The following is an 18,038-nucleotide window of genomic DNA, read 5'->3' on the forward strand; positions in this document are numbered from 1 at the left end:
GGGTCGGCTTTGTTCCCGTTAAGGCGACTATCGGTACCCTAAGCCCTCTAGCACCTTGCAAATCTCTGTGGTTCTCTCTTCTCGATAGGGTTCACGCCACTCGTAGGTAGAGACCAACCGCACCAGCCCTTTTACGATGGGGGAATCCGGCTGCAAGGGGTACTGCGGGGGAATATCGATACCCGAAAGACGACGCGAGCAAAGCTCATAAGAAACCTGGGTAAAACCGCAATTCATTGCCCAGAGGCTGATGCCGATTTCGTCTATCAGTGCCTCGCGGGATTCGCCGCTCAATGCCAATTCCCCAGAATCGATTGCCTCTCCCAGTAGGGTGTGAAACAGCCCTTCCAGTTGGTCCTGATACTTGAATAAACGTGCAAGCCATTTTTCCGAAGCGCGAGACAGTGTGGCTTCATTACTGGCAAGCATTAGAAGGTTGGGCCCAAAGTCACACTGGTGTACGGCCTCAGGAGACATCAGGTGAATGGCCATCAGTCGCTCGGGGGTGGAGTAGGGGAGCGAAAGTACCTCGCTAAATACCTCCACCGCCTTGGCTTCTACCCGAGTGGCCAGTGCCACCAATACGTCTTCCTTGGTTTGTATGTGCTTGTACACGGACCCCATGGATATCCCCGCGCCCTTGGCAATCGCGGACATCTTAAAGTCGAGAATTGACGATTCCATAATGCAGGCCGTGGCCGCGTCCAGAATGCGCTGTTCCTGTTCTTCGATGGAGTACCTTGGTGCCGGCATAGGGGGTTCCCGTGGTTCGAATCTCGCTCGAATAGTATTTAGCGTAGAGTTTTGCGTCAACGAGCGTCAGCACTCGCACTCGCTATTTGTGACCGATAATCCCAGTTTTACCTTCAATCTTCGTTAGAACAAGTCCCTCTTTTTCTGCCGGCTGATAGGCCCTCTGTACTGGCTTCACGATGATTTGACTGCCCAAGTCACTGTTAAATTTGACCTGACACTGATCTGATAATAGTATTCGAATCATATTCGAACAAGGTTCATTTTTCTGAAGGTGTTCGTATCTTGGGTTTCGCCTTCAAACAGTGAATAGCAGAGTCAAGTTAAGGAGTGGTCTGTGAGTGATTCCCCATCAAAATTTAAGCCCTGGGCGGTTACCGTTTCGGGGCTTCTGGTGCTGATTCTTGGTCTTGCGGGTGCCAAGGCACTGGAGATTTCGCAGGCAATTGCCATGGCCGAGGCCATGCCCGAGCACTCTGAGGTGGTCGAGTTGGCCTCGGTAGAGGAGACCAACTATGTTCCACGCATCCAACTGCTGGGTACCGTGAGTGCACCGCGGCAAGTGACATTGCGCAGTGAATACCCCGGTACACTTCGCGTTGTGAATACGGCATTCGGTGCACGTTTGCAGGCGGGGGATGTGATCTTTCAGCAGGATGTCAGCGAAGAGCAGGCAAGGCTACAGGCGGCGCGGGCCCGCGAAAAACTTGCGCACGCAGCATTTAAACGAGCCGAGCAATTGCGCGCTGCCAACGCGGTGAGTGAGGAGCATCTCGATAATGCACAAGCCGAGCTCGCAGTGATTCGCGCCGACATTGGTGTGCTGGAAAGCAGCATAGCCAAGAAAACGGTGCGCGCCCCCTTTGCTGGCACCCTGGGGCTACACCCGTTTCGACCGGGTGACTTTGTCAATTCAAATGCGGCACTCGCGGACTTTGTCGGCGAGACCGACAATCTTTGGGTGGACTTTAGTGTGCCGCAAACCTACCCCGAGTTACCTGTTGGGACCACAGTGTTGATTCGTCCTGTGACTGGCGATGCGGCGGCTGAGGCAAAAGTGATCGCCATGAGTTCGGTTGTATCTTCCTCCACACGTAGTCGCCAATACCGCGCGACTCTCGCAAAGGATCAATCTTCCTTAGCTTCGCTAGCTCCAAATGGTTCGCTTGCTCCAAATGGTTCCGTTGCGGTTGACGTTCCTGTCACCAGCGATAGCACAACCATGCGCATTCCATTGTCGTCTCTCCGCCACGATGTGAACGGTAGTTATGTTTATGTGCTGGCCGAAGACGAGAGCGGCAACGGCTACCGCGCAGTTAGGCGGCCGATTGTGGTAGCGGGCGAAAAACAGAGCAGTGTGTTTGTGCGAGAAGGTCTACAAGCCGGCGAGGTGATTGCCGGAGCCGGGGCGTTCAAGTTGTATGACAACGTGCTGGTGTATGCCGGCACGCGGCACCGAGGTGTCGAACTTGCAACCAGCAGCCAGCGCTAAAGAGGTACGTGAACGTGGATATGTTTGTCAGGAAGCCAGTGCTGGCGATTGTTGTGTCTCTGGTGATATCGGTGGCGGGCCTGCTGGCTGCGGGAAAAATCCCGGTGATGCAGTTTCCCCAGGTAGAAAGCTCCTCTTTACAAATCACCACCGATTACCCGGGCGTGTCGGCAGAAGTGGTGCAGGGCTTTATTACCGAGCCCATTGAGCGCGTGGCCATGACGGTGCCGGGTGTGGACTATGTCGATTCAATGACCACACCGGGCAGAAGTACCGTAACTGCCTGGTTAAACATGAATGAAGATAGTACCGATGCGTTGGCGGAGCTCAGTTCCCGCTTGAGCCAGATCGCCTACGAGTTGCCCTCTGGCGCGCAGGATCCGGCAGTCAATGTGAAACGGGCGGACCGGGAAGGAGGCTTGTTTTACCTTACCGTCAGCAGCGATGTGTTTTCCCGCGCGGCACTGTCCGATTATCTGGAGCGTCGGGTGACCCCACTGTTGTCCTCAGTTGAGGGGGTGCAAAAGGTAGAGTTATCGGGAGGGCGTACACCCGCAATGCGTGTGTGGCTCGACCCACTAAAAATGGCCAGCCTGAATGTTGGTGCGGCGGATGTGCAGGCTGCCCTGCGCGACAACAACGTTGTTGCCTCATTAGGTCGCGCCGATAACGCGTCCCAGGATATCAGTATTCTCAGTAATGCGACTTTATCCTCTCCGGAAGACTTTCGCCGTCTGGTTGTGATGGAGAGAGACAACAGCACAATCCGTCTTGGCGATATTGCGCGCGTTGCACTGGGTGAAGATCGCGGTACGGAAAATGCCCGTATCGATCAGCAACAAACGGTATTTATCGCCATCTTCCCCGCGCCCGGCGCCAATGAGATTTCGATTGGTGACGAGGTTTACAGCCGGTTAGATAAAATCGAGCAAATCCTGCCGGACCATATGGATATCCAGATTGGTTATGACGGCACCATTTACATGCGCGATGCGTTGAAAGAGATTTTTACCACTCTGGCCGAGACGATAGTGCTGGTCGGAATTGTGGTGTTGTTGTTGATGGGTTCCTTCCGGACCGCCGTCGTACCGCTGGTGACTATTCCAATTTCGATTCTTGGCAGCATTGCGGCGATGTCCTTGCTGGGCTTTAGCGTTAATCTGTTAACGGTGCTGGCAATTGTGCTCTCGGTGGGGCTTGTGGTCGATGACGCAATTGTGGTGGTAGAAAATGTCGCGCGCCACATGCGTGAAGGTAAGACGCGGCTAGAGGCTGCCCTGCAAAGCTCCCGCGAGTTGTTGCGACCGATTGCGGCCATGACGCTGACACTTGCAGTTGTCTATGCGCCCATTGCCATGGTTTCCGGTTTAAGCGGTGCGCTGTTTCGTGAGTTCGCTTTTACCTTGGCGATTGCCGTACTGTTTTCCGGCGTTGTTGCAGTCACGCTGTCACCTGTAATGAGTGCCTTTGTGTCGCCTGAAAAGGGTAAAGAAGGGCGCTTTACCCAGAAAGTGAATGGCGTGTTCGAGCAGCTGGCGACCACCTACGGCAAGGTACTGCACTGGAGTTTTCACTACCGCGGGCAGATTCTGGCGAGTGCCGTGGTCCTGTCCTTGTTGGCGGCCCCTTTCTATCTGTTTTCCTCCAAAGAATTGGCTCCGGTGGAAGACCAGAGTTCCATGTATCTGATCTCCGAGGCGCCGGCGAGCGCATCGCTGGTGTACAGCAACGACTATATGCGCGATGCCGTGAATCATATTTATGATGGTGAGGGCGTCGACATGGTCTGGCAGGTTGTATCGGCCGGGAACGGTTTTAGTGGTATTGAGTTTGTGCCGACGAGTGAACGAGACAAATCGGTACACGAGTTATTGCCGGAAGTGTATGCAAGCCTGCAACAGATTACCGGGTTGCGTGTGCTGCCAATTCTGCCACCGGCGCTGCCTACCGCTGGTCAGTTTGATGTGGAGCTGGTGATCCAGTCTCAGGACAGCTACGAGAATATGGCGGCCTATGCCGGCCAGTTAATGGGCGCGGCCTATGGCACCGGCAAATTTATGTTTGTGGATACGGACCTCAAACTGGATGCACCGGTTGCGCGCTTGCAGCTGGATCACGCGGCCATTGCCGACCTGGGTATGACGACGGCCACGGTTTCAGACCAGATATCGGCCATGGTTGCGGAGCAGGAAATCAATCGCTTTGATGGAAATGGCAAGGCATATCGGGTGATCCCCCGTATCGAGGCCAGTGCACGGCAGACCACGGAAGACCTGCTGGACTTGTATATCCAAACGCCCTCTGGCGAACAGGTACAGCTCTCGACCATTGCCACCGTTTCCCGTGAGGTTGGCCCACGGATCATGGGCAAGTTCGACCGGCAGCGGTCTTTCAGAATCCTCGGCGGCGTTATTCCCGGCTTCACAAATGAGGATGCCTTGTCTGCATTGGAAGCGGTAGCGAAAGATATTTTGCCGGCGGACTACCAGATCAATCATGCGGGCATCAGCCGTCAGCTGCGTAAGGAAGGCAATAGCCTGGTCGGCGTACTAGGTGTCGCACTCTTCGTGGTGTACCTGGTGTTGACGGTTCAATTCAACAGCTTCCGCACGCCATTGGTGGTGTTGTTGGGTTCGGTGCCACTGGCCCTGTCCGGGTCTATGGTGTTTACCTTCCTCGGTCTATCGAGCATGAACATCTATGCGCAGATCGGCTTTATCACCCTGGTTGGCTTGATTGCCAAGAACGGTATTCTGATAACCGAATTCGCGTCTGAGCTTCAACGTCGCGGCAAGGAAAAAGTGGATGCCATTGTGCAGGCCGCGCAGACCCGTTTGCGCCCGATCCTGATGACAACCGCCGCGACGGTATTGGGGCACTTCCCATTGGTGCTGGTAACCGGTCCGGGGGCCGAAGCGCGCAACAGTATCGGCATCATTCTGGTGGCGGGCATGATGATCGGCACGTTGTTTACGCTGCTGGTACTGCCAACCGTTTATATGTTGATTGCGCGGGATACTGATCAGAAGGAATCTTCTGAAACTACTGGTGTTGCGATAAATGCAGGGGAGGTGATGGCATGAAGGAGCAAGCAATTTTAACGCGCACCAAAATGCATGGAATGCGTTTTGGCTTGGTGTTTTCTCTCGCGATCGCGCTGGGTGCCTGCGCGCAGCAGCCCGTTGAAACTCCGCCTGCGGAGCAGGCAGTAATAGCATTGGAGCCCGGGCATAACGATTGGTGGCAGCAGTTTGAAAGTCCGCAATTGCTGACTTTGCTTGCGGAAGCAACGGATTCAAATCGCGATCTGGGTATCGCGCGTGAGCGTCTTGCGCAGGCCAATGCACAATTACGTGTAAATGTCGCAGACAAGTATCCGGGCATCGGTGCGGGTATCCGCTCGTCACGCAATTCTGTAAGCACCGACGGTTCCTCGGTTGATACCAATATGAATACACTGGGGATTGATGCCTCCTACAGTGTTGACTTGTGGGGCGCACGCGCCGCCCGCGAGAAGGTCGAGGCATTTCGTCTTGCCCAGCAGCGCGAGAACCTGCGTGAAGTTTCCTTGCAATTGCAGGCAGATCTCGCCGAACGATACTTTGAAACACTTGCGCTAAGAGACCAGATTGCTCTGGCTGAAACGGCGCTGTCGGCATCTAGGGAATTGCACGAGTTACTTGTCCTGAAGGAAGAAATTGGTGTTGCTACAGAAGTCGAAGTGGCCCAGCAATGGAATCTCGTGCTCGCGCAGTCGGCCAGTCTCGAACGCTTGCAGCGCGATTTCACCGCGCGCAAGCGGGCGGTTGCATTGCTAGCGGGGCGGAGCGAACTGGATAGCCTCGAAACTGCGCAAGGGTTCTCGGCGATAGAGTTTCCCTCGGTGTCTCCCGAGCAATCTCTGGCAATGCTTGAAGGGCGTCCAGATGTACGGCTGGCGGCACATGCGGTTGAGATTGGTGAGGCGAATCTGGATCACGCCAAGGCCTTGCGCTGGCCGCAGTTGAATCTCAGTGCGGACATTACCCTGGACGACTTGAGCGGTGGGGACCTGGTTTCCAATTTGCTTGCCGGGTTAACGGCACCTGTATTCCAAGGGGGGCGTATTCAGGGGCAAATTGACGTTGCGAAAGCGGAAACCCGGATTCGCGGTATCCAGTATGAGCAGATATTTACGTTTGCCACGGAAGAGGTACTGAATGCGTTGACGGCTCAAGGTTCGCTGCAGCGGTCGTTGGAAATCAGTCGCAAGTCGCTGGCTACCAGTGATTCGCTCTTCCAAAATGCGAAAGTGCAATATGACCTGGGTGCTGCAGATTTCCTTGTTTTGCTCGACGCCCAGCGCAGTTTGGTTGATGCACGTATGCAAGAGAGCGAGGCTAGGTTGAAGTACGCACGGGCACTGTTGAATTTGTTTCGGGTGCTGGCCGCTGCGCCAGAATTTCCGCAAGTTGATTAATATGACCGGTTAACTGGCACGGACTGTTCTTCTTTCGCTTCTTTTTTACCTTTCCTTGTCTCTGGTTTGGTGCCACACCGCTTGCTGTTTGCCGCGCGAGTTTGGTGTGGTTCCGCCTCTTTGTATTACACGGTATTACGCCGCTGCTTCAGTTCGCATGTCTCTATTCTGCAAAACAGAAATATTCTGGCGTTGAAGCCCACCACTTGATTGACAGCGTTGTCAGATCGTCATTAGCTTGTTCGAGCTAGTATGACAGCGTTGTCGGCCACGAGCCTGGCAGTTTTCTCTTTGTCCCGTCTTCACGAGAGGCGGGTGTATTCCTCTAGCGTTTTCTTTCCCTGCGGTACTGATCTTTCCAAACCGGGCCGGCCTGTCCGGCCGTAACTACCGACTCTTCGACTAGGAGAAGAAGACAGAATGCAAACAACAACAATAAAAAAGATTGTAAGTACAGGTGCTGTGCTCTTTGGCTTTTGGGCCAGTGGAAGTGCGTCCGCTTACGATTGCAGTAATTCCACAGAGTTTACCGATGGCGCCACTTATACAACTGGTGCGATCGTACAAAATGAAGGTAATGCCTACCGTTGTGATGTAGGTGGTTGGTGCAGTCAGGGTGGCCCCTATGCTCCGGGCAGTGGCTGGGCCTGGGGTCATGCCTGGACCGATCTGGGTGCCTGTGAGTCGGGTGGCTCAAGCTCTGGTAGCTCGAGTTCCAGTTCTAGCTCAAGTTCGAGCAGCTCTAGCTCGAGTTCAAGCTCAAGTTCTAGTTCAAGTAGTTCAAGTTCGAGTAGCTCAAGCAGTTCGGGTAGCGGGAGTTCGAGCTCCGGCAGTTCTTCTGGTGCAGGGACTTGTCCCGCCTATGCCGCCGGTTCGACCTATGCCGCGGGCGATATCATTGCCAACAACAGCGGATACTTTGCCTGCTCGGTAGCCGGCTGGTGTTCGTCGGGTAACGAAGCCTATGAGCCTGGAGTGGGTTGGGCCTGGGAGCACGCATGGTCTGCCAGCACCGCCGAGGCCTGTGCCGGTGGTAGTAGTGGAGGCAGTAGCGGTGGCGGAAGCAGTGGCGGTGGTGTCACGATTCCAGATGAATATTTCTGCGCACCGGTGTGGAAGACCGGTACCTTGTATACCCAAGGTACTATCGTCGATTACCAAGGGATTGCATACCGCGCATTGGTCGATACCCACTCGATTACTCCGGACAATACTGCTTATCCAGACCAGTGGGAGCCCGCGGGTTATCCGGATGAGGCGCTCTGCCCAGTGCCGATTCCCAACACCATTGACTATGGTGAGCCACAGCCGGTCGGTGGCAGTGTGTCTGCAGGTGTCGTAAACGCTACCGGTAGCATTGCCTCTGCCCGCATCGCCGATGCTCAGTCCAGTATTAGTGGCAGCAAGGGCGGCGCTAATCCGGCGACGGATAACGGCGGAGACCACGGTGGTTTGGATGTCGACAATGGTGCCCGTGGTACCAAGCTGGTGCCGGGTAGCTTGCCGTTGCAGCACAACACCTACGATCTAAGCGCCGGTACGGAAATCGTGACTTACATTGGCGACTGGGCAATTTACGGTCGCCAATACGATTTCACCAAGTTGCCCGCATCCAACCTGAATCGCATTGTGTATGGCTTTGCCGGTATCTGTTACCCCGATGCGAAAAACGAGCAGGACGGCGGCTTCCCGACTTCGGCACCTGCCGCCGTAATGCGTACCTGTAACCAAAGTAATTTGCCCGATGGTGCAATGGCGGTTGCGGATTTTGAAGCGGCGTTCCTGCGTGATGTCGGTGTTGCCCCCAATGGGGTTGTTGGTACCGAGAGTATGTATGAACTGGATCGCACCAAGGTTGGCGGCGTATTCGGGGTGTTGTATCAGTTGCGCGAGCAGAATCCGCAGTTGAAACTCGATCTTTCCATTGGTGGTTGGACCCTGTCCGAAGGATTCCCATGGATGGCGCACGATCCGGTGCGGCGTAAAGTCTTCATTGATTCGGTGGTGCATTTCCTCGAGCGCTATGACTTCGACGGTGTCGATATCGACTGGGAATACCCGGGCAGTGACGGCGCGGTAGTTGGTATGGCGCGTGAGGACGATGGAGAAAACTACGCAATCCTGATTCGTGAAATGCGTGCGGCGATGGACTGGCTGACGGTCAAAACCGGCAAGCCCTATCGTTTGTCTTCTGCGATTCCGGCCGGTCTTGGTCGCTTGCAAAAAGTCGATTGGGCACAGGTGCATCCTTACATGGATCGCCTGTACGCAATGACCTATGACTTGACCGGTGCCTGGGAGCGTGAAATTTCCCATCACACGCCGTTGTACATCAACCCAATGGCGACTGGCTCTTCAGCTGGTACCTCTGCTAACTGGACGCTCACTTACCTGCAAAGTTTGGGTGTGCCAGCTAACAAGTTGATGATAGGTGCCGCCAATTACCATCGCTCGAAAGCGACCAACACTGGTGATATATCCGAGTTCACTTACGGCCTGACCGGCAGCAGTAGCTATGGTGATAGCAACTGGAGTGGGGCGGATCTGATCCTCGGTGTGGCAGGTCTTGGTTCCTGGGAGGCGGGCGTGATTGAAGGCTATGACCTGTACCAGAATTATCTGGACAGCAACATGGCCCCGCGCAATGGTTTCTGGTTGTATACCGATAAAGAGGCGAATGCAGACTATCTGTATAACGACGATATCGGTGCGTTTATCTCCGTCGAAACCCCGCGCACCGTTGCGCTAAAAACCCAGTATGCGAAAGACAATGGCCTCGCCGGTGTCTTTTTCTGGATGGCCGAGCAAGACAATGGCTACAACCTGAATGCGGTCAACCACGTATTGGGCAATGCTCAGGTTGCCAATGGTTCCGATGCGAGCCCGCAAGACCAGATTCCGGTTTGTGGCCGCAACGTGACATCTGCTGAGTGTGAAGCGTTGATTGCGCCTTTACGGTAACCCTCTGCATTATTTTTGCTCGTTTATCCAAGCGCAGTTCACAGATGTGGGCTGCGTTTGTACAAGTTTAATTGATGTACAAAAAGCTACTATACTGCGTGTTTTTCTTGTGGCGCAAAATTCATTCTTCGGGAGCTGTCTAGTTCTCAATATTATTCGATGTAATGCTCTGTAATTGCAGTAATTTGAATTGTCGTGTAAAACCACGCTGCAGTTTATATCGATATCTGGTTTTAGTGTTTTACGGGGCTATCTGCTTTACCCAACTTTTTCTAAGTCGTCTTGATTCTCTTATCAAAAATTTTGAACACCTCGGTGAAGTTGGTAGACCACTCAAGTAATCAATCTCGCTTAATACTGTTTCAGACGATTTGCCCGGTGGTCGGATATGATTGAAAAATCCTCACTGACATTGTCAATGTATATATGATGAATACGTCGCGTTTTCCGGCGAGAAAATGTACTGCTGAATTAGGTCGGATTTTGATATGTGAGACCTCGCTATTTGTTCGCTGCAATAATTTCTATCGAGAGTGATTTCCTGGGAATCATGAATTTTTCGAGGCTAACTTTAGGTTATGGGCATTTTTATGGTTATCCGTACGCTATTTGTACGTCTATTTTCTGTTCTTCTGTTTCTATGCTCGTTAAATACATATGCAGGCGATTGTTCTGTTCAAATCTTTGGTCCCTACAATAACCAGAATTATGCTGGCTATGCATGTCGCGCAGATGGTCCGGAGGGATGTTTGCATGTTACGAGGGAAGATCGCTATGTTTACTATCGCCGCGTAACAGATGTTAATGGATATGTGAGATACGCGCCGGCCGGGAATTTGTCATGTGAAGGTGTGAATACTGAGAGCTATTCATATGAGTTCTTTAATTACCTTTATACCGATGGGTGTCCCGCAGGCTCACAAGTAGATATTTATCAAGGTAACCTTTGTGTCTGTGAAGAAGGGGAGATGAACCTAGAGTCAATGTCTTGCGAGGCACCTGTCGTGCCGAACTGTGAATCTCCAACCTCTTATAATAGCGATACCGGTCTTTGTGAAAAGGAATGTCCAGCTGACAAACCTTGGTCCGAACCCGCTAGGGGCTGTACAGCTCCTCCCGAGCCATGCAATAGCTGTGAACACCTTACGTTCAACCCAATAAACTTTCTTTCCGGCCATAAGCTTCAAGAAGAGCTAGTCTTTGCTGCGAAAGGCGATTTCCCGTTAACTTTTTTCTGGCGCTACAACAGCTTTGGAAATCACCTGAAGACGGGTGCAGGCTACAGTGTGGGTTCACGGACTGCGGCCGATGGCACCTCCGAGACGTTCGGGGAAACCGTTGTGCATACCGAGCAACCATTGGCTGAAAGTGCTACTCCAATCAGTTTGCCGTTAAATACCGACTCAGCTCAAACCTATATTGGTGGTGCCACTAATAACTGGCGACACAATCACAGCTACTTTTTGGGACATTACGTACTAGCGGACGGGGTGACGGAGCGGCTGATCAGCTATCGACCTGACGGAAGTGACCTGCATTTTGTAGCTGATGACGGAAATTTTGTCGGCCAGGGCAATAGGCAGTGGCAAGTGACCAAAGATCTCAATGGGAGCCAAGAATACACCGGTTGGACATTGAAAGTCGGTGGTCGCATCGAGCGATATGATACGGCCGGTCGTATCCAGCGTATCGAAAATGAGCAGGGACAGGGCATCACCTATACCTATGATGCGAATGGTGTGCAGCAGGAATCGATTGCAGATGACAATGGCAACAGTATCACACTCGGGTATATCGAAGGTCGGTTAAGCCAGATTACCCGTAACGATGGTTCTGTTTACCAGTTTAGTTACAACGCTAGCGGCTTGCTGCAAGGCATTACCTTCCCAGGTACCACTACACCACAGCGTCAGTTCCGTTATGAAGACACCCGCTTCCCACGCTCACTGACTGGTGTTACTGATGAAGCCAGCAATGTATACAGCACTTTTGCCTATGACGACGAGGGGCGGGCGGTCAGCTCCACGCATAGTGATGGTGCAAACTCTGGCCAAGTGGAATACCTCAGTGATAACACCCGTCGCCTGACAAATGCGCTGGGCAAGCAAACTACCTATACCTTTGCTGAAGTCGACGGCAGCAAGCGCATTGTCTCAGTCCAAGGTGAAGCATCTGCGAACTGTGTAGCTGCCAACATGGCCTACACCTACGATGCCAATGGTTTTGTCGCCAGTGAAACCGGCTGGGAAGGTAATGTTACTACTTATACTCGCGATGTGATTGGCAGGGAATTGAGCCGTACCGAAGCGTCCGGTACCCCGGAAGCACGTACCATCACTACCGAATGGCATGCCACTCTAAGTCAGCCGGTGAAGGTTACTTCTCCTGAGCAAATCATAGAAAACACTTATGACGCTGGTGGGCGCCTGCTCGATCGCAAGGTAACGTCAGTCTCACCTTAGTGGTTAATAAAATATTTTTGGCTAGTACCTTGGGCGGTGTTGGGTGAAAAAAATTGAGGAATAATCAAAAATGTTTATCTACTCTTTAGCGAAAATTTCTCACGCCTTTGGTAAATGGAAATTACTTTCTATAGTCGCTTTGTTCTTTCTCTCTGGAAATGTGAATTCTTTCTCTTGTCAAGTTGTTGAACATGGTCTGTATAGGGGGACAAATACAGCTTTTAACGCGACTAAATCACATGAGTGTTATCGAGCTGGTTACATTTTTGATAACGCAAATATTCCCGCCCGTGGATGCAGCAGATTTAAATTAGAGTCTTCTGGAAGCTGGCGCTATCACCCCTATGTAGAACTCTGCTCGCATTTCTCTGGTGAAGGTAGAGAATATGAAGTACATCTCTGGCGGTATACTAATGTTTGCCCGGATGGATCAAGTCCAAACTGGGAGAAAGGCGGGATTTGTGAATGTCAGCAAGGAGAGATGAATATCGATACTTTGCAGTGCGAGCAACCCAACTGTGAGTCGCCCACAAGTTATAACAGTGATACCGGTCTCTGTGAGAAAGAATGCCCAGCTGACAAACCTTGGTCTGATTCTGCGCGTGACTGTGTAGGTGATCCGGAGCCGGAGAGCTGTGAACATAAAGCATTTAATCCTATCAATTTCCTTTCTGGCCACAAGCTTCAGAATGAGTTGGTGTTCGAGGCCAATGGGGATTTCCCGCTGACATTCTCCTGGCACTACAACAGCTTCGGAAATCATCTGAAGTCGGGCGCGGGTTACAGCGTGGGTTCACGGACTGTGGCTGATGGCACCTCCGATAAGCTTGGAGAAGCCGTTGTGCATACCGAGCAACCATTGGCTGCTGGTGCTACTCCGATCAGCCTGCCGTTAAATAGCGATCCTGCGCAAATCTATATTGGCGGCGCTACAAATAACTGGCGACACAACCACAGTTACTTTCTGGGACATTACGTACTGGCTGATGATGTGACGGAGCGAGTGATCAGCTATCGCCCGGATGGAAGTGATGTGCACTTTGTTGCGGTTGACGGAAATTTCGTTGGTCAGGGCAATAGGCAGTGGCAAGTGACCAAAGATCTCGATGGGAGCCAACAGCACACCGGTTGGACGCTGAAAGTCGATAGCCGTATCGAGCGATATGATACGGCTGGTCGTATCCTGCGTATCGAAAATGAACGGGGGCAGGGCATCACTTATACCTATGATGCTAATGGTGTTCAGCAGGAATCGATTGCAGATGACAACGGAAACAGTATCACGCTCGGGTATACCGAAGGTCGGTTGAGCCAGATTACCCGTAACGATAATTCTGTTTATCAATTTGGTTACAACGCCAACGGCTTGCTACAAGGTATTACCTTCCCGGGTGCCACTACTCCACAGCGTCAGTTCCGTTATGAAGACACCCGCTTCCCACGCGCACTGACTGGTGTTACTGATGAAGCGAGCAATGTATACAGCACTTTTGCCTATGACGACGAGGGGCGGGCGGTCAGCTCCACGCATAGTGACGGTGCAAACTCTGGCCAAGTGGAATACCTCAGTGACAACACCCGTCGCCTGACCAATGCATTGGGCAAGCAAACTACCTATACCTTTGCTGAAGTCGATGGCAGCAAGCGCATTGTCTCAGTCCAAGGTGAAGTATCTGTGAACTGTGCAGCTGCTAATATGGCCTACACCTACGATGCCAGCGGCTTTATCGCCAGTGAAACTGACTGGGAAGGTAGTGTCACCACTTATGCTCGCGACAGCTTGGGGCGTGAGTTAAGTCGTACCGAAGCTTACGGCACGCCAGAGGCTCGCACTATTACCACTGAATGGCACGTGACGTCGAACCTCCCGATGAAAGTCATTACACCTGAGCAGATTATCGAATTTTCCTATGATTCAGCAGGTAACTTGCTTGATCGAAAAATTAGCCCTCTCTAAGGGCGGGTTAATGTAATGGAAGAGTTTACGAATTGAATTGCCGAGAATTTGAGTATAAACACAGCTTAAAGTTACTGGATTTGATATTCAGTTTTGGTGTGACTCACGCGCTCGCTAGATGATCTAATGGACGATTGACCAGAAAGACGGGTTGGAACGACTACGTTGCGACAATTGTTAGGTGTGGATAGTTATGGTCGGGAAGTATCGCGAGTAGGAGCTGTGGACACGCTCGATGAAGGAGTGATTACTACAGAGTGGCACGCGATATTGAATTTGTTCGTGAGAGTTGCTATTTCCGAGCAAGTTATTGAAGCTGAGTATGACTCGAAAGGGCGCGCTATAGGTCGTAAGGCGGCATCCTTTCTAGGTCATTGATCACTGTAATCTTTCAGCCGAATCTTCGAAAAAATGTATATGCTTTATGCGTTCTGCATATGGCGAATTATTTTTAGGTATGTGGATTGTATGAAAAAATTTGTAATGGACCAAAGGTATGGTCTGCTTCAATTCATATTGGTTGTGATTGTATCGACATTCAATTTTGCACATGCAGCAACGCCTCCATTCAGTTCATGCTATGCGGTTAAATTCCTCGGTATTTATCCTGATCGGGATAGCGCGAAGGCGGCTTGCCGCAGTGCTGGAGAACCAACCTGTCTCTTTGACCATTACATCGAAAATGGGCATGGCTATGGAGGTTTGGTCAAATATGGTGATGGAACTTGGAATTCTCGTCATTGTGGTGTAAGGGGTATTCCCAGTGGTACGCCTAATTTATATGGCTATCGTGTCAATGGCGGGTGCCCTAGCGGCTCGACTCCGGCGCCGGAGCTGGATGCGAAATGTGTCTGTGAAGGAAATTATGAGATGGATTTGTCGACTAACACGTGTGTCGAGTTAGAGGCCCCTACTTGTCAGAGCCCAACAAGTTACAATGCTGATAGCGGTCTTTGTGAAAAAGAGTGTCCAGCTGATAAATCATGGTCTGAGACTGCTCGCGATTGTGTGGAGGAGCCTGAGCCTCAAAGCTGTGCGCATAAAGCATTCAATCCGATCAACTTTCTCTCCGGTCATAAGCTTCAAACAGAAGTAGTGTTTTCTGCGAATGGCGATTTCCCGCTGACTTTTTCCTGGCGCTATAACAGCTTCGGAAATCACCAGAAGACGGGTGCAGGCTACAGTGTGGGTTCACGGACTGCGGCTGATGGCACCTCCGAGACGCTCGGAGAAACCGTTGTGCATGCCGAGCAACCATTGGCTGCTGGTGCTACTCCGATCAGCCTGCCGTTAGATAGCGATCCTGCGCAAATCTATATTGGCGGCGCTACAAATAACTGGCGACACAACCACAGTTACTTTCTGGGACATTACGTACTGGCTGATGATGTGACGGAGCGAGTGATCAGCTATCGCCCGGATGGAAGTGATGTGCACTTTGTTGCGGTTGACGGAAACTTCGTCGGACAGGGCAATAGGCAGTGGCAAGTGACCAAAGATCTCGATGGGAGCCAACAGCATACCGGTTGGACGCTGAAAGTAGATGGTCGCATTGAGCGATATGATACGGCTGGTCGTATCCTGCGTATCGAAAATGAGCAGGGGCAGGGCATCACCTATACCTATGATGTGAATGGTGTCCAGCAGGAATCGATTACAGATGACAACGGCAACAGTATCACACTCGGGTATACCGAAGGTCGCTTGAGCCAGATTACCCGTAACGATGGTTCTGTTTATCAATTTAGTTACAACGCCAACGGATTGCTAGGAGGCATTACCTTCCCGGGTGCCAATACACCACAGCGCCAGTTCCGTTATGAAGACACCCGCTTCCCACGCGCACTGACTGGTGTTACTGATGAAGCGAGCAATGTATACAGCACTTTTGCCTATGACGACGAGGGGCGGGCGGTCAGCTCCACGCATAGTGACGGTGCAAACTCTGGCCAAGTGGAATACCTCAGTGACAACACCCGTCGCCTGACCAATGCATTGGGCAAGCAAACTACCTATACCTTTGCTGAAGTCGATGGCAGCAAGCGCATTGTCTCAGTCCAAGGTGAAGTATCTGTGAACTGTGCAGCTGCTAATATGGCCTACACCTACGATGCCAGCGGCTTTATCGCCAGTGAAACTGACTGGGAAGGTAGTGTCACCACTTATGCTCGCGACAGCTTGGGGCGTGAGTTAAGTCGTACCGAAGCTTACGGCACACCGGAAGCCCGCACTGTTACCACCGAGTGGCATGAAAATTTCAATGTACCGTCAAAGGTAACAACCCAGGAAACTGTGGTGGAGTTTAGTTACGACACGTCAGGTCGGCTGCTGAGCCAAAAGACCTTGCGTGAGTCGAATGATTAACCTCGGTTTGTGATTCACTGGATGTGCTTAATCTAGGTTGTAGATCGGGCAAGTATCTATTCAAGAGTTATCAAGTTTTCCCACTGGTGGTTGAATAATAAGAATTTATTTCGTGATTTTTGGAGGTGTGTGTGATTCGATTGGGAATGATTTCGATCGCGGTCTCTTTATATTTCGTGACTGTATCTAAAGTTGTTTTTGCCAACGATTGGGATTACTGGGAAATAGGAAGCCATGGGGTCTACTTCAAGGAGCCTAGTGATGCCTGTGAATATCAGTATAAAGTAATGTATTACACTATTACTGATCGATATTGTCCTGAAAGAAGTCGATTTGTAGATGTATATAACCAATCTTTTCAATGCGGTTATTGTAAGGAGGGGGATAGCAGGGAAACTTTTGGCAGCACTATCGGACGGCGGTCGTCATGTTCTGATGCTGAAAACTTTGTCTATGGTAGTGGTGGCTGCGCACCTAGAAGTGTTCGAAAAAATCTAGGTGATTCTTGCCCTAGTGCGGGTAATCCAATAACCATCGCATCTGGAAATAAGTTTCAAAAGCTCAACCTGTTCTCTGTTCAGAATTTTCGCTTTGATATTTTCTATAACTCCAAAGGCGACGGTTGGACACACTCATTAAATTGGTCCATTAGTGAGGTGGCGGGTGAGTACTATCTGTCGCGCGGTGATGGAAAGCTGATAATTTTCGCTGCTGAAGGCGGCGCATATGTCGCCGATACACCAAGTTATGGTGAGTTACTTGTCGGAGTTGACGGGTTTAGCTACCAGGATGCAATGTATATATACAATTTCGATGCTAGTGGTGCTTTGGTGTCGGTTGAGGATATTTATAATCTGGCTTTTCTCATAAACGTTGATTCTGAAAAGGCGGTAATTAATCAAGGTGGTGAGATAATTGCCCAGGTCAATTTTGGGGGCGAATCTAGAGTCGAATCTGTTAGTTACGATTCCAGAGATTTTTCTTTCTCTTATCAAGAAAATGGCATGTTAAGTCAGGTCGTTGCCGATGAGTTGCAGGTGGCTAGGTTTGTGTATGAGCTTTCTAATCTTACTGAGTACTATGCTGCAGATGATCAGTTGATTACTAAGTGGACTTACGATAGCGAATGGAGAGCTGTCTCTAGTGAGCATGCAAACGGTCAGGGTAAGGTGGTCCTCGTGTACAACGAAGATGGAACGGTTACAGAAACGAACAGCCTCGGGCGGGTAACGAAATATACGTTCCAGGATTTTGATGGCCTGAAACGACTTGTCGCGGTTGAGGGTGAACAGTCGGCAAACTGTCAGGCCTCTCATAAGTCTTACAGCTATTTTTCGAATGGAATGCTGCAATCTAAAACTGATTGGGAAGGAAATCTGACCAATTATGAATACGACGACCGTGGTTTAGAGATTAAGCGGATTGAAGCCGCTGGTACGGCTTTCGCTCGAGAGGTTACCTCAGAGTGGCATTCATCTTTTAGGGTTCCAGTAAAGATTTCCACTTCAAAAGAAATCACCGAATTTGAGTACGATGCCAATGGCCGATTACTTGCACGCAAGGTAACGCCTCTTGGTGGGTCTGAATAAT

The 18,038-nt window shown here is 51.2% G+C and carries 9 protein-coding genes; 8 read left to right on the forward strand and 1 reads right to left on the reverse strand.

Going from position 1 to position 18,038, the window contains the following annotated elements:
• Positions 1 to 27: 27 nt before the first annotated feature.
• Positions 28 to 753, reverse strand: coding sequence for a TetR/AcrR family transcriptional regulator (locus tag Mag101_RS06535; protein WP_077402433.1), 726 nt, complete (start codon positions 751 to 753; stop codon positions 28 to 30).
• Positions 754 to 1,090: 337 nt separating this feature from the next.
• Between Mag101_RS06535 and Mag101_RS06540 the strand changes: the two genes are divergently transcribed.
• The 8 genes from Mag101_RS06540 to Mag101_RS17795 all read left to right on the forward strand — a co-directional run bounded on the left by Mag101_RS06540 (position 1,091) and on the right by Mag101_RS17795 (position 18,037).
• Positions 1,091 to 2,245: an efflux RND transporter periplasmic adaptor subunit gene (locus Mag101_RS06540; RefSeq protein ID WP_077402436.1), complete on the forward strand. Its 1,155-nt coding sequence runs from the start codon at positions 1,091 to 1,093 to the stop codon at positions 2,243 to 2,245.
• Between the two features lie 20 nt (positions 2,246 to 2,265).
• Positions 2,266 to 5,328: an efflux RND transporter permease subunit gene (locus Mag101_RS06545; RefSeq protein WP_077408122.1), complete on the forward strand. Its 3,063-nt coding sequence runs from the start codon at positions 2,266 to 2,268 to the stop codon at positions 5,326 to 5,328.
• Positions 5,325 to 6,704 (forward strand): TolC family protein, encoded by a 1,380-nt coding sequence (locus tag Mag101_RS06550; RefSeq protein ID WP_077402439.1) that lies wholly within the window; start codon positions 5,325 to 5,327, stop codon positions 6,702 to 6,704. Before Mag101_RS06545 ends, Mag101_RS06550 begins: the two co-directional genes overlap by 4 nt.
• A gap of 420 nt (positions 6,705 to 7,124) precedes the next feature.
• Positions 7,125 to 9,665, forward strand: coding sequence for a glycosyl hydrolase family 18 protein (locus Mag101_RS06555; RefSeq protein ID WP_077402442.1), 2,541 nt, complete (start codon positions 7,125 to 7,127; stop codon positions 9,663 to 9,665).
• 1,286 nt (positions 9,666 to 10,951) lie between these two features.
• Entirely contained in the window at positions 10,952 to 12,127 is a 1,176-nt protein-coding gene (locus Mag101_RS17990; RefSeq protein ID WP_077402446.1) for an RHS repeat protein, read from the forward strand.
• A 481-nt stretch (positions 12,128 to 12,608) separates the two neighbouring features.
• Positions 12,609 to 14,084 carry a DUF6531 domain-containing protein gene (locus Mag101_RS06565; RefSeq protein ID WP_077402449.1) on the forward strand — a complete coding sequence of 492 codons (1,476 nt, stop codon included), beginning with the start codon at positions 12,609 to 12,611 and terminating at the stop codon, positions 14,082 to 14,084.
• Positions 14,085 to 15,179: 1,095 nt separating this feature from the next.
• Positions 15,180 to 16,448, forward strand: coding sequence for an RHS repeat protein (locus tag Mag101_RS17995; protein ID WP_198040117.1), 1,269 nt, complete (start codon positions 15,180 to 15,182; stop codon positions 16,446 to 16,448).
• A 131-nt stretch (positions 16,449 to 16,579) separates the two neighbouring features.
• Complete coding sequence (locus Mag101_RS17795) at positions 16,580 to 18,037, forward strand: hypothetical protein (RefSeq protein ID WP_157520221.1); 1,458 nt, start codon at positions 16,580 to 16,582, stop codon at positions 18,035 to 18,037.
• Position 18,038: the final 1 nt, after the last annotated feature.

It is taken from the genome of Microbulbifer agarilyticus (genome assembly GCF_001999945.1).
GTDB classification, from domain to species: domain Bacteria; phylum Pseudomonadota; class Gammaproteobacteria; order Pseudomonadales; family Cellvibrionaceae; genus Microbulbifer; species Microbulbifer agarilyticus_A.